At 71.5% G+C, this 20,224-nt stretch carries 15 protein-coding genes; 4 read left to right on the forward strand and 11 right to left on the reverse strand.

What is annotated here, in order from left to right; translation table 11 throughout:
- Window positions 1-218 precede the first annotated feature (218 nt).
- Genes AC0IY1_RS20725 through AC0IY1_RS20735 form a run of 3 tightly spaced genes read left to right on the forward strand, consistent with a single transcriptional unit; the run spans window position 219 to window position 5,598 of the window.
- Window positions 219-1,322 carry an efflux RND transporter periplasmic adaptor subunit gene (locus tag AC0IY1_RS20725; protein WP_244477187.1) on the forward strand — a complete coding sequence of 368 codons (1,104 nt, stop codon included), beginning with the start codon at window positions 219-221 and terminating at the stop codon, window positions 1,320-1,322.
- Window positions 1,319-2,425: an efflux RND transporter periplasmic adaptor subunit gene (locus AC0IY1_RS20730; protein WP_471772028.1), complete on the forward strand. Its 1,107-nt coding sequence runs from the start codon at window positions 1,319-1,321 to the stop codon at window positions 2,423-2,425. Before AC0IY1_RS20725 ends, AC0IY1_RS20730 begins: the two co-directional genes overlap by 4 nt.
- 59 nt (window positions 2,426-2,484) lie before the next feature.
- Window positions 2,485-5,598 carry an efflux RND transporter permease subunit gene (locus AC0IY1_RS20735; protein WP_471772031.1) on the forward strand — a complete coding sequence of 1,038 codons (3,114 nt, stop codon included), beginning with the start codon at window positions 2,485-2,487 and terminating at the stop codon, window positions 5,596-5,598.
- Between the two features lie 27 nt (window positions 5,599-5,625).
- Here AC0IY1_RS20735 and tsaA read toward each other — a convergent pair whose 3' ends face one another.
- On the reverse strand, window positions 5,626-6,123 hold the full coding sequence (gene tsaA / locus AC0IY1_RS20740; RefSeq protein WP_471772033.1) for a tRNA (N6-threonylcarbamoyladenosine(37)-N6)-methyltransferase TrmO: 498 nt from the start codon (window positions 6,121-6,123) through the stop codon (window positions 5,626-5,628).
- 156 nt (window positions 6,124-6,279) lie between these two features.
- Window positions 6,280-8,655, reverse strand: coding sequence for a bifunctional diguanylate cyclase/phosphodiesterase (locus AC0IY1_RS20745; protein ID WP_471772035.1), 2,376 nt, complete (start codon window positions 8,653-8,655; stop codon window positions 6,280-6,282).
- Between the two features lie 257 nt (window positions 8,656-8,912).
- Between AC0IY1_RS20745 and AC0IY1_RS20750 the strand changes: the two genes are divergently transcribed.
- A complete protein-coding gene (locus AC0IY1_RS20750) occupies window positions 8,913-10,406 on the forward strand; it encodes an AMP nucleosidase (protein WP_471772037.1) in 1,494 nt (497 codons plus the stop codon).
- A 40-nt stretch (window positions 10,407-10,446) separates the two neighbouring features.
- Here the strand turns inward: AC0IY1_RS20750 and AC0IY1_RS20755 are convergent, their stop codons facing one another.
- From AC0IY1_RS20755 to AC0IY1_RS20795, 9 genes are read right to left on the reverse strand one after another with little or no spacing between them, the layout of a single operon-like run.
- Window positions 10,447-11,739, reverse strand: coding sequence for an ATP-binding protein (locus tag AC0IY1_RS20755; RefSeq protein ID WP_471772039.1), 1,293 nt, complete (start codon window positions 11,737-11,739; stop codon window positions 10,447-10,449).
- 28 nt (window positions 11,740-11,767) lie between these two features.
- Window positions 11,768-12,811, reverse strand: coding sequence for a lysylphosphatidylglycerol synthase domain-containing protein (locus AC0IY1_RS20760; RefSeq protein ID WP_471772041.1), 1,044 nt, complete (start codon window positions 12,809-12,811; stop codon window positions 11,768-11,770).
- Between the two features lie 57 nt (window positions 12,812-12,868).
- Window positions 12,869-13,579 carry a uracil-DNA glycosylase gene (locus tag AC0IY1_RS20765; RefSeq protein WP_471772043.1) on the reverse strand — a complete coding sequence of 237 codons (711 nt, stop codon included), beginning with the start codon at window positions 13,577-13,579 and terminating at the stop codon, window positions 12,869-12,871.
- The gene (locus AC0IY1_RS20770) at window positions 13,569-14,333 is read right to left on the reverse strand and encodes a PIG-L deacetylase family protein (RefSeq protein ID WP_471772045.1); all 765 of its coding nucleotides are present in this window, start codon (window positions 14,331-14,333) and stop codon (window positions 13,569-13,571) included. Before AC0IY1_RS20770 ends, AC0IY1_RS20765 begins: the two co-directional genes overlap by 11 nt.
- A 4-nt stretch (window positions 14,334-14,337) precedes the next feature.
- The gene (locus AC0IY1_RS20775; protein ID WP_471772047.1) at window positions 14,338-15,561 is read right to left on the reverse strand and encodes a glycosyltransferase family 4 protein; all 1,224 of its coding nucleotides are present in this window, start codon (window positions 15,559-15,561) and stop codon (window positions 14,338-14,340) included.
- Window positions 15,558-16,403 (reverse strand): sugar phosphate isomerase/epimerase family protein, encoded by an 846-nt coding sequence (locus tag AC0IY1_RS20780; protein ID WP_471772049.1) that lies wholly within the window; start codon window positions 16,401-16,403, stop codon window positions 15,558-15,560. Before AC0IY1_RS20780 ends, AC0IY1_RS20775 begins: the two co-directional genes overlap by 4 nt.
- Window positions 16,400-17,989 carry a YcaO-like family protein gene (locus AC0IY1_RS20785; RefSeq protein WP_471772052.1) on the reverse strand — a complete coding sequence of 530 codons (1,590 nt, stop codon included), beginning with the start codon at window positions 17,987-17,989 and terminating at the stop codon, window positions 16,400-16,402. Before AC0IY1_RS20785 ends, AC0IY1_RS20780 begins: the two co-directional genes overlap by 4 nt.
- A gap of 19 nt (window positions 17,990-18,008) precedes the next feature.
- Window positions 18,009-19,022, reverse strand: coding sequence for a Gfo/Idh/MocA family protein (locus AC0IY1_RS20790; protein WP_471772054.1), 1,014 nt, complete (start codon window positions 19,020-19,022; stop codon window positions 18,009-18,011).
- On the reverse strand, window positions 19,022-20,206 hold the full coding sequence (locus tag AC0IY1_RS20795) for a class I SAM-dependent methyltransferase (RefSeq protein ID WP_471772056.1): 1,185 nt from the start codon (window positions 20,204-20,206) through the stop codon (window positions 19,022-19,024). Before AC0IY1_RS20795 ends, AC0IY1_RS20790 begins: the two co-directional genes overlap by 1 nt.
- Window positions 20,207-20,224: the final 18 nt, after the last annotated feature.

The following is a 20,224-nucleotide window of genomic DNA, read 5'->3' on the forward strand; positions in this document are numbered from 1 at the left end:
TTCGAGGGCGGGAGATCCGTTGCCAGGGCCGGCGAGACGATCGGAAACGTCAACGGGATACCGGGGAACGACGGCGCCGGGAAGATGGTTCGCCGAAAAAAGAAACCGTCTGGACGGTCGGTAACGGAGCCGATATGGGTGACGCCGGAGTGGGGCCTTTCGAGTTCGAGGACGCGATGGTGGGTAGGCTGACCGTGTGGCCGCGCAGGTGCGGGGGCGTGGCCCTCGTGCTCGCGGCCTGTGCCGCCACGCTGCTGCCGGCCCGGGGCGCCGAGGCGGCCGCGGAGACGGAGAAGGGGACGGCCAAGCCGGCGAGTCCCGCCGTGGCCGTCGTGCGCACGGCGGTGGCGCGCGCCACCACGATCGCCTCCGACCTGATCTTCACCGGGGATATCCAGGCCCAGTCCCAGGTCAACGTGGCCTTCCGAACCAACGGCAAGATCGCGCAGCGGCTGGTGGAGGTCGGCGACCACGTCACCGCCGATCAGGTGCTGGCCAAGCTCGATCCTCAGGAGCAGCGCGCCAACCTCAACAACGCCCAGGCCGCGCTCACCTCCGCGGAGGCGCTCCTGACCCAGGCCAAGCTGAACTTCAAGCGCCAGGAGCAGCTCCTCGCCAGCGGCTACACCACCCGCCCGAGCTACGACGATGCCGAGCAGCAGCTGCGCACCACGCAGGCCTCGGTGGATTCCGCCAAGGCCGCCCTCGGCAGCGCCGAGGAGCAGTACTCCTACACGGACCTGAAGGCCGGCGTGGACGGCATGGTCCTGAGCCGGACCTTCGAGGTCGGCCAGGTGGTGCAGACCGGCCAGACCGTCCTGGCGATGGCCCAGGACGGCCCCCGCGACGCGGTCTTCAACATCTTCGAGGCGGTGCTGGCCGCGCCCCCCGAGAGCAAGACCGTGGAGGTGACGCTGCAGGCCGACCCGCGGGTCAAGGCGGTCGGCCGGGTGCGCGAGATCTCGCCCAGCGTCGATGCGGCCTCCGGCACGGTCCGGGTCAAGGTCGGGCTCGACGAGACGCCCAAGGCCATGACGCTCGGCGCCGTCGTGATCGGCACCGGCAAGTTCCGGCCGCGCCAGGCAATCGTGCTGCCCTGGTCGGCCCTCTACCGCTGGGAGAACAGCCCGGCGGTCTGGGTCCGCGATCCCCGCAACAGCACCGTCGCGCCCCGCCGCGTCGTGATCGAGCGCTACGGGCCCAACACCATCGCGCTGAAGGGCGGGGTCGAGCCCGGCGAGGAGGTCGTCATCGCGGGAATCCAGCTCCTGCGCCCGGGCCAGACCGTCGCCGTCGCGCAGACCCTGGAGGCGGCGCGATGATCCGCCCATCCCTGCTCTCTCCAGCCCTGCTCCGCCCGACCCTGCGCGCCCTGGCGCTCGCCCTTCCCCTCGGGGCCTGCCAGGCCGCCGAGGAGACGGCGCCGCCGCCGCCGGTGCGGCCGGTGCTGTACCGGGTCGTGAAGCCGGTCGCGGCCCAGGTCTTCGGCCCCTTCGCCGGGGTCGTGGCCCCGCGCTACCAGTCGGAGATCGGCTTCCAGATCGCCGGCCGGATGATCGCCCGCGACGTCACGGTCGGCGACATCGTCCACAAGGGCCAGCGCATCGCGGCCCTCGATCCCGTGGTGACGCGCTTCGCCCTGACCCGTGCCGAGGCGGACCTCGCCGACGCCAGGGCGCAGGCCGAGAACGCCAGCGCCACGGAAGCGCGGCGCCGGCGCCTGCTGGCCGGCGGCAACGTCACCCAGGCGCAGCTCGACACCGCCGTGGCGAGCCGGGACACGGCCCAGGCCCGCGTCTCCCAGGCGGAGGCGAACCTGCAGCGGGCGCGCGACCAGATGGGCTATACCGAGCTGCACGCGGATTTCGACGGCGTCGTCACGGTGCGCAGCGCCGAGGTCGGACAGGTCCTCAGCGCCGGACAGGCGGTGGCGACCCTGGCCCGCCCCGAGGAGCGCGAGGCCGTGGTGGACATTCCGGAGGAGCTCGTCGGGACGATGCCCACGGACGCCGAGTTCACCGTGGCGCTCCAGAGCGCGCCGGACGTGACGGCGACGGCGCGGGTGCGCGAGATCGCGCCCTTCGCCGACCAGACCACGCGGACCCGGCGCATCCGCATGACCCTGATCAAGCCCTCCGAGGCCTTCCGCCTCGGCTCGACCCTCACCGTCACCCTGGCGCGGGCCGAGGCCCCCCACGTGGACCTGCCCGCCACCGCGGTGCTGACGGAGGACGGCCGCGATGCAGTCTGGATCGTCGCGCCGGACGGGAAGAGCGTGCGCAAGCGGCCCGTCACCGTGACCCGCCGCGACCGGGAGCGCATCAGCATCGGCACGGGCCTGAACGCCGGAGACCGGGTGGTCCTGGCCGGGGTCCACTCGCTCCAGGAGGGACAGGCCGTGCGCCTGCCCGACCAGGCGCCCTGATCCTCGGCGCCGCCGCCATCCATCATCAGCCGCCACCCCGGTGAGGCGAGAGCAAACCCGTGAAGACCTTCAATCTCTCCGAATGGGCCTTGGAGCATCGCTCCTTCGTCTGGTTCCTGATGCTGATCTCGGTGGTGGCCGGGTTCCTGGCCTACGAGCGCCTCGGCCGCGAGGAAGACCCGCCCTTCGCGATCAAGACCATGATCGTGCAGGCGCGCTGGCCGGGCGCCACCATCAGCGACACCCTCGATCAAGTCACCGAGCGGATCGAGAAGGAGGTGCAGCAGATCGATGCCGTCGATTTCAGCCGCAGCTACACCACGCCGGGCCAGGCCACGGTGTTCGTGCAGCTGCGCGAGACGACGCCGCCGAAAACCATTCCGGCGATCTTCTACCAGGTCCGCAAGCGCATCGGCGACATCCAGGGCACCTTCCCGCAGGGCATCCAGGGTCCGTTCTTCAACGACGAGTTCGGTGACGTGTTCGGCAACGTCTACGCCTTCACGGCCGACGGCGTGACCCCGCGGCAGCTGCGCGACTACGTCGAGCGCGTGCGCGCCGAGGTGAAGAAGGTGCCGAGCGCCGGCAAGATGCAGCTCCTCGGGGCGCAGGACGAGGTCATCTACCTCGACTTCTCGACCCGCAAGCTCGCGGGTCTCGGCCTCGACACCAACTCGGTGATCCGCACCCTGCAGTCGCAGAACGCCATCGCGCCCTCGGGCGTGATTCAGGCGGGCCCCGAGCGGGTCTCCGTCCGGGTCGGCGGCCAGTTCGTCAACGAGGAGAGCCTGCGCGCCGTGAACCTGCGGGTGAACGACCGCTTCTTCCGCCTCTCCGACGTCGCCGAGATCTCCCGCGGCTTCACCGACCCGCCGACCGACCTGTTCCGATTCAACGGCCAGCCGGCCATCGGCCTCGCCATCGCGATGCAGCCCTCGGGCAACCTGCTCACCTTCGGCCACGACCTGAAGGAGCGCATGCGCAAGCTGGAAGGCGAGCTGCCGGTGGGCGTCGGCATCCACCTCGTCTCGGACCAGCCCAAGATCGTCGAGGAGGCGGTGGGCGGCTTCACCAAGGCGCTCGTCGAGGCCGTGGTGATCGTGCTGGCGGTGAGCTTCATCTCGCTCGGCTGGCGCGCCGGCCTCGTGGTCTCGCTGTCGATCCCGCTGGTGCTCGCCATCGTGTTCGTGATCATGCAGATCATGGGCGTCACGCTCCAGCGCATCTCGCTCGGCGCCCTCATCATCGCGCTCGGCTTGCTCGTCGACGACGCGATGATCACGGTGGAGATGATGGTCGCGCGCCTGGAGGTCGGCGACAGCCTGAAGAAGGCCGCCACCTTCGCCTATACCTCCACCGCCTTCCCGATGCTCACCGGCACCCTGGTGACCGTGGCGGGCTTCCTGCCCATCGGCTTCAACGGCTCGTCGGCGGGCGAGTACACCTACTCGCTCTTCGTCGTCATCGCCGCCTCGCTCCTCGTCTCCTGGGTGGTGGCGGTCCTGTTCGCGCCCCTCATCGGCGTGAAGCTCCTGCCCAAGCAGATGAAGCACAAGGACCACGACGCCCCGAGCCGGTCCATGCGGATCTTCACCGGCCTGCTCCTCGGCGCCATGCGCTGGCGCTGGACCACCGTGATCGTCTGCGTCGGCATGCTCGGCGCCTCGATCGTCGGCATGGGCTTCGTGCAGCAGCAGTTCTTCCCGGCCTCCGACCGGCCCGAGCTCCTCGTCGACATGACGCTGCCGCAGAATGCCAGCATCGCCGAGACCAAGGGCCAGATGGACCGCTTCGAGGCGACCCTGGTGGGCGACCCCGAGATCGTGCGCTGGTCGTCCTATGTCGGCCAGGGCGCGGTGCGCTTCTACCTGCCCCTCGACCAGCAGCTCGGCAACGCCTTCTTCGGCCAGATCGTCATCGAGACGAAGTCGATCGAGGCGCGCGAGCGCATGAAGCTGAAGCTCGACACGCTCGCGCGCGAGAAGTTCGTCGGCACCGACTTCCTCATCCACTCCCTCGACCTCGGCCCCCCGGTCGGGCGGCCGGTGCAGTACCGTCTCAGCGGCCCCGACCTGCAGACCCTGCGGGCCTACGCGCTCACCCTCGGCAACATCGTCGGCGCCAACCCGCATCTCGACGTGCCGACCTTCGACTGGAACGAGCCCGGCAAGGTGCTCAAGGTCGACATCATCCAGGACAAGGCGCGCCAGCTCGGCGTCACCTCGGAGGACATCGCCGGGCTCCTCAACGGCATCGTCGGCGGCCGGTCGATCACTCAGGTCCGGGACTCGATCTATCTCGTCAACGTGGTCGCCCGCGCGCAGGCGGTGGAGCGCAATTCTCTCGACACCCTGCAGAGCCTGCAGGTGCCGCTGGCCAACGGCAGCGTGGTGCCGCTCCTGGCCTTCGCAACCATCGGGTACGAGCTGGAGCAGCCCATCGTCTGGCGCCGCGACCGCCTGCCGACCATCACGGTGCGGGCCTCGATCTCGGACGACACCCAGCCGGCCACGGTGGTGAGCCAGCTCGACCCGCAGATCACCGCGTTCCGGACGAGCCTGCCGGACGGCTACGTGCTGGCGGTGGGCGGCGCCGTGGAGGAGAGCGCCAAGGGCCAGGGCCCGATCGCGGCCGTGGCGCCGGTGATGCTCCTCACCATGGCGATGTTCCTGATGATCCAGCTCCAGAGCTTCCAGAAGCTCTTCCTGGTGGCCAGCGTGGCGCCCCTCGGGCTGATCGGCGTCGCGCTCGCGCTGCTGACCTTCAACAAGCCGATGGGCTTCGTGGCGATCCTGGGCGTCCTGGCCCTGATCGGCATCATCGTGCGCAACTCGGTGATCCTGGTCACCCAGATCGACGAGTACGAGCGCGACGGGCTTCCCCCGTGGGATGCGGTGGTGGACGCCACCTGCCACCGCATGCGCCCGATCCTCCTCACGGCGGCCGCCGCCAGCCTCGGCCTCATCCCCATCGCCCGCGAGGTGTTCTGGGGACCGATGGCCTACGCCATGATCGGCGGTATCCTGGCGGCGACCTTCCTGACGCTGTTCTTCCTGCCCGCCCTCTATGTCGGCTGGTACCGGATCAAGGCGCCGCCGAAGGGCGCCCCGCGCAAGATCCACGGCGCGGACGGGCGGGTCCACGGCGCCGAGGCGCCGACACCCGCGGGCTGATCCGCGGATCCACGCCCGGGCGCCGCGTCAGCGCGGCGTCGTCCCGGCCCGCTCCACCGTGGCGCCGGGGCGCGCATCCGTCGTCGCGAAGTAGGGCTTGATGTCGAGGAGCGGGGTGCCGTCGCGGCAATCGAGGCCGCGCACCCGCAGGGTCGCCCCGTCCCGTTCCAGGAGCTCGACCACCGACAGGGCGATGGGATTGGGGCGCACCGGCGAGCGCAGGGAGAAGGTGCCCCGGCTGCCCTCGGCGTGGCGGGGGCGCTGCAGCGCCAGGTCCCGGGCGGCCTCGTCCATCCAGTAGAGGACGATGAGGTGGCTCGCGCCCTCGACGTTCTGGAGGGCCTCGGCAAAGGGCGCATCGACGGCGAGCGTGCAGACCGCGTCGGTCTTCAGCCCGTTCTTCGGGCACGCGCCGCGCGTCGCCCAGGGCGTGCGGACGCGGCCGATGAAGTAGAGCCCGGCGTCGAAGGTTTCGGGCAGCGGGATCGCCACCTCGCCGGGACGATGTCCGGTCTCGTCGTTCATGCGCGGCGCCTCTCCTCCGGCGCGGGCCGAGCCGCCGGGCCTCTCGTTTCGGGCATGTCCGAAACGTGGGCAAGTCCCGATCGCCAGCAAGTCCCGATCGCCAGCAAGTCCGGATCGGCAGCAAGTCCCGCTCGGCAGCAAGCGGGTCGGCACCGGTCAGGCTGCGACCGGCGACCGTTGCCGCGCGCCGCGGGTCTGCTGCTCGAAGCCGCTGATCGGGCCGGGTCGGCCGATGAAGTAGCCCTGCGCGGCGTGGCACTTCTCGGCGACGAGGAAGCCGAGCTCCTCGGCGGTCTCGACCCCTTCGGCGATGACCGGCAGGCCGAGTCCGGCACCGAGCCCGAGCACCGAGCGCACGATGGCGGCCGCCTGCGGGTTCGAATCCACGGCCGCGATGAAGGAGCCGTCGATCTTGATGGTGTCGAAGGGGAACAGCCGCAGGTTCGAGAGGGACGAGTAGCCGGTGCCGAAATCGTCCATGGCGAGGCGCAGGCCCAGCGCCTTCAGCTGGCGCAGGTTGGTCAGGGCCCTGTCGGGATCGCGGATCAGGGCCGTCTCGGTGATCTCGAGTTCGAGGCGCCCCGGATCGAGGCCGGTCTCGGCCAGGATCGCCCGGACCGCCGGCGCGAAGCCGGAATCATGGACCTGGATGCCCGAGACGTTGACCGCGACGGACAGGGGCACCTCCCAGCGCGCGGCTTCCCGGCAGGCCTCCCGCAGCACCCAGGCGCCGATCTCCCGGATCAGTCCGCTCTCCTCCGCGATGGGGATGAAGACGGCCGGCGAGACCAGCCCGCGCCCGGGCAGGTGCCAGCGCAGCAGGACCTCGAAGCCGATCACGGCTCGGGAGCGGGTTTCGATCTGTGGCTGGTAGACCAGGCGCAGCTGGTCCTCCGCCAGGGCGCGGCGCAGCTGCTTCTCGAGGAGGCGGCGCTCGCGGACATCCTGTCCCATCGACGCCTCGAAGAAGCGGTAGTTTCCCCGGCCCTCGGCCTTGCCCAGGAGCAGCGCCGTATCGGCGGCGTTGACGAGGTCGTTGCGGTCGCGCGCGTCGTCCGGGAACACCGCGATGCCGATGGTGGCGGCCGGCACGGGTTCGCCCTGGGGGGCCCCCTCGGCCGCGGCCTGGAGGGTGGCCCGGATGGCCTCGGCGAGGCGGCCGGCCGCCACCGCGTGGGTGCAGGGCGTCAGCACGGCGAACTCGTCGCCGCCGATCCGCGCCATCGTCTGGGTCTCGTCGAGGAGGCCGCCGATGAGGTGGGCGACCCGCACGAGCGTGGCGTCCCCGATCGGGTTTCCGAAGAGGTCGTTGATCTCCTTGAACCCGTCGAGGTTGATGTGGAGGAGCGCCAGGTGCCCGCTCCCCGCCTGCCGGATGTCCCGATCCAGGCAGTCCTGGAAATGCCGGCGATTGGGCAGTCCGGTGAGGAGATCGTGCCCGACCAGGAAGCGGATCTGGCGCTCGGCCCGCCGCCGCGTCGTGAGGTCCCGCACCGCCAGGGCGACGTGCGGCGTCCGCCCGTAGGCGACCGGGCGCATGATGAGCTCGACCGGGAGGTCGGATCCGTCGAGCCGGTACAGGGTCCCCTCGACCACGTCGTTAAGGTTGTCGGCGAGGCTGGTGCGGGTCGCGCTGTCGGGAACGAACTGCGCCAGGGGCAATCCGGCCAGGGCCTTCGCCTCGCCGCCGGCCAGATCCGCGAAGCTGTCGTTGGCGCTGACGATGACCCCGTCCTGGCAGATCACCAGGCCCTCGACGGCCGCATTGGCGAGGCTGAGGAGGCGCCCGCGATAGACCTCGCGCTGGCGGTCGCGCAGGTCGAGCACCAGGGTCGTGCAGGCCATGATCAGGATCGTCAGGCTCGCCAGCCCCACCGGCAGGGCGAGCCAGAGCGCCGGGACCGTCTCCTCGGGGACGATCACCGAGGGGTCCGGCACCATCGACAGGGCCATCATGCCGAGGGTGTGGTGGCTGCCGATCGCGCCCGCCAGGAGGGCGGCCCCGACGACCCGGCCCCGTGCCCGCCGGCTGCTCAGCCCGATCCACAGGGCCGCCATCGCGAGCCCGACGCCCACCGCGACCGAGAGCGCCACCAGGGCCGGGTTCCAGACCAGGCGCCCGGCCACCTGATAGGCGGCCATCCCGGTGTAATGCATCGCGGCGATGCCGAGGCCCACGACGGCCCCTCCGGCCAGGGCGGCGCTGCGGGCGCGCCAGAACACCGCAATCGCCAGGCCGAGCCCGCTCACCACGATGGCGAACACCAGCGAGAGCACCGTCAGCCCGACCGCATAGGCCGGGATCAGGCCCGGATCGGTGGCCAGCATGCCGAGGAAATGCGTCGCCCAGATCCCCGAGCCACCGGCGACGGCCGCCACCGCGACCCATCCGCTGCGCCGGCCGACCCGGGTCTGCTTCGCGTGGTGCAGAAGCGCGATCGTAGACGTCGACGCCAGGGCGCAAATGATCGCCGCGAGCGTCAGCAGCCACGGATCGTGTTCGATAATGAAGCAACCGATGACTGTGAGCATCGACGCCCTGTTCCCCCTGTCGTCGCCGCTTATGCCAGTCCGTGGATCCCATCTTCGTCTCTTCGAGGCAAAGCGGATACATCGCATATGTTAAGGGAATCGGAGCCGTAACGAAATGGTTGTATCGGAACCGAAGGGCAATTTGGAATCGCCCGGGTCGCGATCGCGTTGGGAAAAATCCCCGGTCCGCCCCGCGTTCGCCTCCCGGGTTCGCCGGGTGTAAGACCCTGGGGACCGAGCGCCTGGCAGGAGTCACCGTGATCCGCGACGAGTTGCGACCGATGGAGTCCGTCTCCGATCCCGAGACGGCGGTGGACCGCCTGGCGTCCCTCCATGCGGGAGCGATCGAGGCGCTGCGTTCGGCCCTCGCGCGCTACCTCGACGGCGGGCCGCCGCCGGACGCGACGGAGCGGCTGCAGTTCCGCTATCCGGAGCTGCGTCTCACCTACCAGCCGACCGGGCCGATGCCGCAGGTCTCCCGCGCCACGGCCAAGCTGCAGGCACCGGGCACCTACGCCACCACGGTGACCCAGCCGGACCATTTTCGCGGCTACCTGCTGGAGCAGTTGCGGCCCCTGGTGCGGGACTACGCCGTCACCCTCGAGGTCGGCCTCAGCGCCCAGGAGATCCCCTACCCCTACGTGATCGAGCCGGGAGCCGATCTCGGGCGCGGCGGCGTCACCCCGCGGGACCTCGCCACCTACTTCCCGGTGCCGCTGCTCTCGGTGGTGGGCGACGAGATCGCGGACGGGCTCTGGCACGACCTGCCGGACGCGCCGCGCCCGCTGGCGCTCTTCGACGCGATCCGGACCGACTACTCGCTCCGGCGCCTGGTGCACTACACCGGCAGTGACTGGGGCGACGTGCAGCCCTGGATCCTGCTGACCAACTACCACCGCTACGTCGACGGCTTCATCCGTCACGGCCTGGAGCGCCTCGCGCGCGGCGACGACGGGTTCGAGCGCTTGATCCTGCCGGGCGGCGTCAGCGTCTCGCGGGCGGAGGCCGCCAGCGTCGATCCGGCGGCGCTGATCGCCGCCTCGCCCTGGCACAAGTACCAGATGCCGGCCTACCACCTCGTGGCGCGGGGCCCCGACGGCAGCCAGCAGGGCACCACCCTGGTGAATATCGGCGTCGGCCCGTCCAACGCGAAGACCATCACCGACCATCTCGCGGTGCTGCGCCCGCATTGCTGGCTGATGGTCGGGCATTGCGGCGGCCTGCGCCAGTCGCAGACCATCGGCGACTACGTCCTCGCCCACGGCTACCTGCGCCGCGACCGCATCCTCGACGAGCTGGTGCCGCCCGACGTGCCGGTGCCGGCGCTGGCCGAGGTGCAGCTCGCCCTGCAGGCCGCGGCCGCCCACGTCACCGGCGAGAAGAGCGAGGCCCTGAAGCGCCGGCTCCGGACCGGGACGGTCGTGACCTACGACGACCGCAACTGGGAGCTCCGCTTCAGCCAGGAGCGGCGGCGCATCAACCTCTCCCGCGCCATCGGGGTCGACATGGAGAGCGGCACTATCGCGGCCCAGGGCTATCGCCTCCGGGTTCCCTATGGCACCCTGCTCTGCGTCTCCGACAAGCCGCTCCACGGCGAGATCAAGCTGCCGGGTGCCGCCAACGCCTTCTACGAGCGCGCGGTGGCCGAGCACCTGCTGATCGGGCTCGCCGCCCTCGACAACCTGCGGGCCGAGCGCCACGGCCTGCATTCGCGCAAGCTGCGCAGCTTCGACGAGCCGCCGTTCCGCTAGGCTGCCGGTCTCAGGCCGCCATCCTGCCAGACGGACGGCCTTACGCCGGCTCGGCCAGGACGTCCGGGGCCTCGGCAGCCTCGTATGCCGGGAAGATCGCCCGCACGGTGGTGCCCTCGTCGGGCACGCTCTCGATCAGCAGGCGGCCCCGGTGCCGGTTGACGATGTGCTTGACGATGGCGAGGCCGAGGCCGGTCCCGCCCTGGTCGCGGCTCGAGGCGACGTCGACCCGGTAGAACCGTTCGGTCAGGCGCGGGATATGCTCGGCGGCGATCCCCGGCCCGTAGTCGCGCACGGCAAGCTCGACGCTCGTCCGCCCGCTGGCGGCATCGGTCTGGCGCCGGAGCGCGACCTCGACGCGCCCCCCGCTGCCGCCGTACTTCACCGCGTTCTCGATCAAGTTCTCGACCACCCGCAGCAGCTCGTCACGCTCGCCCAGGATGGGGAAGGCGCCCTCGACGGCGGCGCTCAGCATCACGCCGCGGTCGCGGGCCAGCGGCCCCTGCGTATCCACCATCTGCCGGGCGATCCGGGTCAGGTCGACGGGGCGCGTCGGCGGGACATGCTCGCGCAGCTCGATCCGCGACAGCGACAGGAGGTCGTCGACGAGGCGCGCCATCCGCTGCGCCTGGGTCTTCATGATGCCGAGGAAGCGCTCGCGCGCCGGCGGGTCGTTGCGGGCCGGGCCCTGCAGGGTCTCGATGAAGCCGAGGAGCGAGGCCAGCGGCGTGCGCAGCTCGTGGCTCGCATTGGCGACGAAGTCGACCCGCATCGCCTCCAGGCGCCGGGCCGAGGTGAGGTCGCGCAGGAACAGCACCACGTTGGGCTGGCCTCCCAAGACCCCTCCCACGACCCCGTCCGGCATCGGCAGGGCGCCGATCTGAACCTCGAAGGCGCGCTCGGTGGGGACGCGCGTAGCGTAGAGCGTCTTGAGCGAGGCGCCGGTGCGCAGGACCTCCTCGATCCCGTCGAGGACGTCGGGGGCGCGCAGGGCGAAGGAGAGCGGGTGCCGCAGCTTCAGGGCCGGCAGCAGGGCCCGGGCGGCGGGATTGACCTCGATCACCACCGCGCGCCGGTCCACCAGGATGACGGGATCGGGAATGTTGGCGAGGAGCGCCTCCGCCACCGAATGGCGGCTGGTTCCGGGGCTCTCGGGCATCCGCACGACGCGGGCCCGCCCGAGGCTGCCGATGACGCCCCCGAGGCAGAGCACGACCAGGGAGGCCGCGATCATCGGCGCGTCGAGGGTCCCCCGTCCGGCCGCGAACACCCCGAGCCCCACCGTCGCGATGGCGGCGGCGGTCCAGGACGATCGGCGCGCGCCCCGTGCCATGCGGACCCTCCCGGCTCAGCCCCGCGCCTCAGGCCCTGGCGGCCCGGGTGCGCTTGACGATCTCGTAGACGGTCAACATGGCCAGCGCGATGACGAAGGGCACGAGATAGTAGCAGACCCGGAACAGCAGCAGCGATCCGAGCACCTGGTCGCGGGGCAGGCTCGACAGGGCGAGGAGGATCGTCGCCTCGAACACCCCGATGCCGCCCGGCGCGTTCGAGGCGATGCCCAGCATGGCCGCCAGGACGTAGATCGCCACGAAGGTGGTGAAGCCGATGGACGTGCCCGCCGGCAGGAGCACGTAGAGCGTCGCGGCCGCCGCGCAGACGTCGCCGATGCCCACCACCATCTGGCTCAGGGAGACCGAGGCGCCCGGCAGCTCGAGCCGCCAGCTCTTCACCCGCACGTGCCGGCGCTTGAGGGAAACCCAGAGCAGATAGGCCACCACGGCGAGGAGGGCGCCGAAGCCCACCCCCTGGTTCAGCGCGATGCTGGTGAAGGTGAGGGCGGCGAGCTGGCCGGCCTCGACGATCAGGCTCAAGCCCAGGACGACGCCCATCCCGAGCCAGAAGGTGAAGCCGGCGATGACCGTCAGGGCGGCGATCTTGGCCGCCCCCAGGCCCTTGCTCGAATAGATCCAGTAGCGGATCGTCCCCGCCGTCAGGAGCGGAAAGCCCAGGGTGAAGCTGACGGCGTAGCTCGTGAACGAGGCCAGGGCCGTCGTTCGGTACGGCACCTTCAGCTTCAGCTGCCGCAGCGCCAGGGCGTCGTAGCAGGTGAGAAAGAGGTAGCTGACGCCGACGAACAGGAAGGCGAAGCCGAGCTGTTCCGCCGAAGCACCCGTGAAGGCCGCGTGCATCTCGGCCCAGGTGACCGTCTCGACGAGCTTCCACAGGACGAACAGCGAGCCCGCCAGGATGGCGAGGCTGGCAATGGTGCCGAGCCAGGCATAGCGACCGCGCATGCCGGATTTCACCGGCGCCGCCTCGGTCTCCGTCGCGTCGATCGGGGCCGCCTCGGGCGCGAGCGCCTCGGCCGTCTCGACCTGCTTCTGCTGTCCTGCAAAATTCATCGTGTCGGCGTCCGCCTCCGCTGGGCTCCCTGCGCACGGCCGCATCGGCGGCATGGGTCAACCCGAGCTTGTGCCGGACCACGGCCCGTCGCCCGCATTTAGGGGCATCGGCCGGCAATTGCCAGCGAGAGAGGCGCAATGCCCACCGGCGATGCACGCCTGCGCCTCGCTCAGGCCCGCCCGGATGCGCGCGGCGACGCTGGGGGCGGTGCAGACATAGGTCGGGCTCGGATGCGGGATCGGGATCAGCGTCAGGTCCGGGCGCAGGGCTTCGAGCTCCGGCCGCGCGAAGCCCGCGACCCGCCCGGAGAGCACGACGACGCCGAGCCGCGGCAGGCAGGCGAGGAGGGGCGCCAGGCAGGGCAGGGCCTGCCGCACCTCGGACCGGCGCGGCGCGCGGTTCAGGGCCCCAGGGGCGTGGATCACCCACGGAATCGTGTTCCAGATCAGGGTGTCGCGGCGGGCGATCCCGGCCTCGGCCAGGAAGCGGAACAGGTTGGCGGCGGTGCCGGTCGGGTTGTCCCGCGAGACGAAGCCGGTGCCGCGGATGCTCGGACCGGGCGTCTCCAGGAGCAGGAGCAGGCGGGCCGCGACGCCGCCGTCGAGGGGATCGGGATCGGGGACTTCGGCGCCCTGTGCCGCGGCGATCTGCCGGCCGAGGGCGCGGATCGGAGCGATGTGGGGGCTGGCCAGCAGGGACTTGCGCGCGGCTAGGGCGACGGGGTCGCGCAGGCTCTTCGGTTCGGCGGGCGGCGCCTCAGCCGACATCGGCGACGAGGCGCCTCAGGCTCTCGGGCAGGGCGCCCTGCCGGCGGAAGCGCTCGCGGCCGTCCTCCTGCGCCAGGCGCCGGACCAGGCCCTCGGGGCCGCCGAACTGGAAGCCGAGCTGCGTCGCGTAGGCGGCGCAGGCCTCGGCCTTGGCGCCGCGGCCCTCGGCTCCGCAGCGGATCTCGGCCTCCGGGAGGGGGGCGAAGCGCGCCCGCAGGGGCTCCTTCGGGGTCTGGTCGCGCACCGTGTAGGGGAAATCGCGCCACCACAGGATCGGTGCCGCGGGCTCGGCCGCATCGAGGGCGCGCACCACTTGGACGTGGTCGACATGGCCGCCGATGGCCTGGGGCGCCAGGATAAGGGTGGGCGTCGTCTCGGCCAGGAGCGCCCGGAACGCACCGGTCAGGTCCGGCACGATCCCGTCATCCGCCCGCACGTCCTGGAACAGCGCGGGGGCGGAGGCGTAGCCGCGATGGGGCGCCTCCCGGAAGGGCAGGTGGCGCGGGCGCGCCAGCCCGAGGGCCCGGATCGCCGCCGCATCCTCGGCCCGGCGCAGGTCCATGTAGTCGACCTCCGGCCCGAGCCCCTTGTCGGTCTGGCAGGCGAGGGCGAACCCCGCCGGGTTCGCCACCGAGGCGGTGAACACCGTCACGGTCACCACGTCCCAGCCCGCTACACCGAGCGCGTGCAGGAGGCCGCCGCAGGAGAAGGCGGCGTCGTCGAGATGGGGCGACAGGGCGAGGGCGGTGGGCATCGGCTCAGAGCAGGTGCGGTTCGGCGCGGAAGCGGCAGGACGGATCATGCGGCAAGACCGTCGGGAAGTCGGTGGCCGGACGCGCCCGGGCGATGCCGGCATAGACCTCCATGATCTGCCGGCCCACCGCGCGCCAGGAATAGACCCGGCGGCACTCGGCCAGGCCGTCCGCGGCGAGGCGCTTCCGCAGGGGCGCGTCCTCGATCACCCGGGCGAGGGCCTCGGCCAGGGCCGGCACGTCGCCCGGCTGGACCAGGAGGCCGTTCTCGTCGTCGCGCAGGCAGTCCGAGACGCCGACCGAGTGGGTCGAGACCACCGCGAGCCCGGCCGCCATCGCCTCCAGGATCGTGTTGGAGAACCCCTCCGCATAAGTCGGCGACACGAAGACGTCCGCCGCCCGGTAGAGGTCCGGCACGGTGTCGTAGTCGGCGTAGCCGGTGAAGCGGATCTCGGCCTCGGAGAAGTTCAAGTCCGCCGCGCGGGCCTTCGAGGATTCCACGTCGGGCCCGATGCCGGAGATGATCGCCTCGAACGGGATCGCGCGGGCGCGCACCAGAGCCAGGGCGTCGATGAAGTCGAGCACCCCTTTCCGGCGGTCGACGCGGCCGTGATAGAACAGCCGCACCGGACCGGGATGGTCGCCGGGCCCTGGCGTGAAACGCGCGGTGTCGACGGCGCCAGGCACGATGGTGAAGCGGGCGGGGTCCGAGCCGAGCCGGTCGCAGACCTCCTGGACGAAGGAGGCGCCGCCGATCAGCAGGGCGTTGGCATGGGCCAGCACCTCGCACATGGCGACCCGGTGGGTCTCGCAGCAGGAGCCGACCCAGTGGCCGTCGCCGCCCTGGATCGAGACCACGTTCGGCACGCCGATCGTCCGCGAGGCCAGGAGCGTGGCCCAGCCGGTGGGGTAGCCGTACTGCGCGTGCAGGATGTCGAAGGGCTTCCGGGCGTGTTCGGCGCGAATCGTCGCCACCATGGTGTCGATGTCGCGCTCGAAATCGCCGCTCTCCTGCTCGCCCACCTGTTCCAGGCCGATGACGGTGACGCCCGGCACGGCGGGGGGCGGGCCGCCGCCGTAGACGCGGGTGCCGAAGGCGTCGCCGCGGTACTGGGAGATCATCGTCACGTCGTGGCCGGCCTCGACCAGCTCGCGCAGGAGATTCTGCGCGTAGACGCTCATGCCGGAGATCGCCGGGAAGTAGCGGCGCGAGACGAAGCAGATCCTCACGCGGAGACTCCCGGGTTCGGGTTGCGGCAATCGCGGAGGTATTTCAGTGAAGCCGGCACCATCAGGTCGGCCCGGTGGCTCTCGCGGGAGAGCTCCACGCAGATCAACCGGTCGAACCGGATCGCGTCGAGGGCCGCCAGCACGCCCGGCACGTCCATGTCACCCTCGCCGAAGGGCAGGTGGATGTGGACGCCCCGCGCCATGTCCTCGATCGCCACGGTGCCGAGGCGGTCGGCGAATTCCGCGACCGCCACCGCCGGGTCGCGCTCGCCGGTGACGAGGCAGTGGCCGGTGTCGAGGGCGAGCTTCAGCCCCGGCAGGTCGAGGGCGGCGTAGTCGTCCAGGGTCTCGATCAGCATGCCGGGCTCGGGCTCCAGGCAGGCCACCACGTTCTGCGCGCCGGCGTAGGCGACGATCTCGCTCAGCCCCTCCCGCAGCCAGCCCTGGGCCTCGGCCGGATCGATGCCGGGCTTCGGCACGCCGGCCCAGAACGAGACCGCCTCGGAGTGCAGGATCGCCGCGATGTCGACGGCGCGCTTGAGGAAGCCGATCCGGCGGGCCCGGCCGACGGCATCGCCGCTCACCAGGGTCGGCTCGTGCTTGGCCTTGGGGTCGAGGAGGAAGCGCGCGCCGGTCTCGATCACCGAGCCGAGGCCGAGGCGCTGGAGCCGGCTCGACACGCGCTGCGCCTCCGGCCGCCAGCTCTCGGCGAAGGGGTCGAGGTGGTGGATGTCGAGGGTCAGCGCCACGCCCTGGTAGCCGGCCTCGGCGATGAGATCGATCGCATCGTCGAGGCGGTGATGGGCGGTGCCGTTGGTGTTGTAGGCGAAGCGCAGGCTCATGCGGCACGGCCCTGCTGGGCCAGACGGAACGGCGCGTGGTGCGATTCCGGCTCGCGGTAGAGCGGGTAGTGCGCGCCGACGATCCGGTCGGCCAGGGCGGTGTCGAACAGCGGCTGGCCGCCGAAGTGCTCGATCGCCTCCGGGGTCAGGCGCACGGGCTTGAGGGTGTCGGTGGCCGCGCCGAAACGGATCAGCGGGTGGTCGCGGTCGATGAGCTTCTGCGTATTGCGCGCGCCGATGCGGTGGTAGCTCATGGTCTCGACCTCGAGTCCCGGCACGATGGCCTTGACCACGCCGACGCCGCCGCCGGGCGGCGAGCAATCGACGTAGAGGACGTCGAAGCCGGCCTGCTCCAGGCGCTCGCGGGCGATGCGGCCGCGGGCGTGGCCGTCCGGCGCCTCCGTGGTCGGCAGGTCGGTGAAGCGCTTGGTCGAGCGCTCGGAATAGACGGTGTCGCGCAGGGTGGCGGCGATGCCCTCCGGCGGCTGCACGATCCATTCGAGCATCGCCTTGAGGGCGCGGCTCTCCTCGAGGTCGAGGCTCGGCAGCGCCTTGTCGATGAAGGCCTTGACGTAGCCCGGGGGCGTGACCCGCTCCGCGAAGGAGAGCGGCCCATGGCCGAAGGCCTTGCGCACGCGGGCGGCCTGGAATTCGAGGAGCGCCTTGCGCAGGGCCCGCTCGCGATCCGGATCGCAGGCCTCGCCGCAGGCCGAGAGGGCGATCGGCACCGGCGTGTCGGCGAGGTTGCGGTCGTGGCCGACGACGTAGAGGTTGGTCAGGCCGAACTGGTCGGTGGCGAATTTCGGCAGGGCCTTGATCCCGAGCTCGTCCAGCCGGTCGAGCATGCCGCGCGTCTCGGGGCCGAGGCCCTCCGAGAGATCGAGCATCACGCCCTGGTCGAGGGCCCGGAACAGCAGGCCGTTGCCGTCGCGCTGCAGCAGTTCGAGCAGGCCGTGGCCCAGCGCGAACGGCACGTCCGGCCCGGCGCCGAGACCGTTGGTGATGAGGTTGGTGAAGGGCTTGTAGCCCTCCGACAGCTCGAAATAGTCGGTGGCGGCGATGTCGAGCGGCATCAGCACCGTCTCGCCGCTGCGGGCGCGGAGGGTGGGCGTCCATTCGAGGGTCGTGCCGCGCCCCACCGGGCTGCCGGCCGGCAGGCAGAGCGTCAGGGGATCCGCCACCGCGCCGGCGCCGTAGACGCGCACGAGGTCGTCGTAGCTGGCGCGCTCCTTCTTGCGCGGCATCACCGCGAGCGACGGCATCAGGTTCTCGGCGATCTCCGCCACCGCGCCGATGATGGCCTCGTCGTCGGTGGCGCCGTAGCCGATGCCGCTCGGCATGGCGCCGACGAAGAACGGGTCGTCGAGGAACAGCGACACGAACCAGACCGGGATGCCGGTGCGGTCGAGGGGCGCCAGGGGGAAGCCGACGATGCGGCCCTCCGGCAGGATGTCGAGATAGGCGCGCACGGGCTCGGGCAGAGCGGCCGGGAGGCCCTCGATCCGGCGGGGGGCGCCGTGGGTGTAGGCGCGCGGCGCCTTGATCCGGCTGTGGCGGGCGCGGTCGTCCTGGTCCTGCTCGTTCACGGTCGTGGTGTTCCGTTCCTCAGGGCAACGCGGCGTAGGCGCGGGCCAGCAAGCGCATGGTGTGAAGGTCGCGGGTCGCGCTGTAGGCCTCGCGCTCCGCCGGCCGGCGCAGGGCCGAGCCGAAGGCCTTCACCTGTTCGAGGAAAGGCGAGGCCTCCCCGTCGAAGGGCAGAGTGTCGGACAGGCCGGTTGACCCGTCGGTGAACGAAAGGCTGCCGCCCGCCACCTGGCCCATCGTGTCGATGGCCGTCAGCAGGCCCCTGGTGCCGGTCACTTCAAGGCGGCGGCGGGGCAGGGCGTCCGGGCAATTGTAGGCGACGTGCAGGTTGGCGAGGACGCCGGAGGGGGTGCGCCCGATCAGGAGGGCGCCGTCGTCGACGGCGTAGTCCTGCGCCCGCGCCTGGGTCAGGGCGGCGAGGTCGTGGATCGATTCGTCGAGGAGGAAATCGACGAGGTCGAGGCCGTGCGGAGCGAGATCCATCAGGGCGCCGCCGCCGGCCTTGGCCGGGTCGATGCGCCAGTTGTCCTGGCCGGCGAAGGACGTCCACGTGCTCGGCAGCCAGCAGGCATAGACGATGCGGATCGCCGTGACGGTCCCGAGCCGGCCCGCGCGGATCGCGTCCCGCATGGCCCGGTGGGCCGGGTGGTGGCGCTGGTCGAAGGCGGTGCCGTAGAACGTCTCCCCGCCGCGCAGCGCCGCGACCATGGCCTCGGCCTCGTCGAGGGAAGCCGCCATTGGCTTCTCGCACAGGATCGCCTTGCCGGAGCCCGCCAGCGCCTCGATCGCCTCCCGGTGCAGATGGTTCGGGGTGGCGACGTAGACGGCCTCGACCTCCGGATCGTTCACGAGGTCTTCGAGCCGGGCATAGGCCCGGGCGCCCTCGGCCTCGGCCGCCGCGCGGGAGGCCTCGCCCGGATCCGCGACGGCGACGAGCCGATGCCCGGCCGCGCGGATGCCCGGCGCCATGTAGTCGCGTGCGACCCAGCCGTAGCCGACGATGCCCCAGGCGACGGGGTCCTGCGCCGACGCCATCACCAGCGCTCCGGAAGGTCGACATAGGTCCGGTCACGCACCCGGTCGGCCTCGGGCGAATCGAGGTCGCCCTGCCAGTCGAGACTGTCCGGCCCGGCATAGGTCGACGGATAGGTGGCGCGCGCGGCGTACTCGGCCTCGTAGCGCTCGGAGGGCCAGCGGATCGCGTGTTCCGCGCCGCCCTCTGAGACGAAGAGCGGGTTGAGGCGCAGGGTCCGGCCCGGGCGCGGCACGGTGATGCCGTCGATCACGGGGCGCGGGGCCGGGCGCATGCCCGGCCCCGCCACCACCGAGAAGGCCTCGCAGCCGGTCAGGTCCTGGGGCTTGCGGGGGGAGGGGGCGCGCCGCTCCAGCATGGCCCGCGTCAGGTCGTCGTCGTCGTAGACGAGACCGTCGGGGAAGAGCTCGTCGATCTCGGCCGCCGAGACGGCGCGACCCGCCGAGAAGCCCGGTCGGTCGCTGTTGTGGATGTGGCTGACGGCGAGCCAGCCGTCGTCGCCGGCATTCTGGCGCAGGCATTCCAGCACCTCGGCCTTGCGGTCGAGGAAGTAGAAGGCGTCGTTGCAGACCACGAGGTCGACCGGCGCGTCCGGGATCGGCCAGTGGGGCGAATGGGCATCGAAGCAGACGAGCTGGGCCGACTTGCCCACCACCCAGTGGCGCGCGACCCAGAGCTTCGCGAAGACGACGTCGGCGCCCGAGACCTTGATGCCGCGGGTCTGGAATTCGCGCAGGTAGTGGCCGATGCCGCAGGCGAACTCGAAGACGCAGACCGGGTTGTTCCAGTGCGCTTCGAGCAGGGTGAGGCCGGCCAGGAAGGTCGGGTCGGTCCAGCGATGCAGGAAGTAGTCGCCGACCCGGCCCCAGCCGAGGAGCCGCACCGCATCGCGCAGGGAATGCTTGTCCCGCGCGCGCACGAGTTCGTGCAGCTCCAGAGGGTCGGCCGGCGGCCCGGTCCACCAGTCGTCCTGGTCGGCGAGCAGACCTTCGAGGGCGAGGTCCGCCTCGCCGGCATCGAGCCGCTTCAGCGTCTGCGCGACGAGGTCGGCGCGGTTGGTGCGCAGGTAGGGGATGCCGTCGATCACCGGCCAGCGCGCGCCGCTCTCCGCCTCGCGCAGCGAGTGAGGGGTATCGGCCTTGAGGGGCTCGCCGGTTTCCGGCGAGCGAAGATCGAAGGGGATCATGACGGGTCGCCCGCGCGG

The sequence above is a fragment of the Methylobacterium sp. AC690 genome (assembly GCF_979256535.1).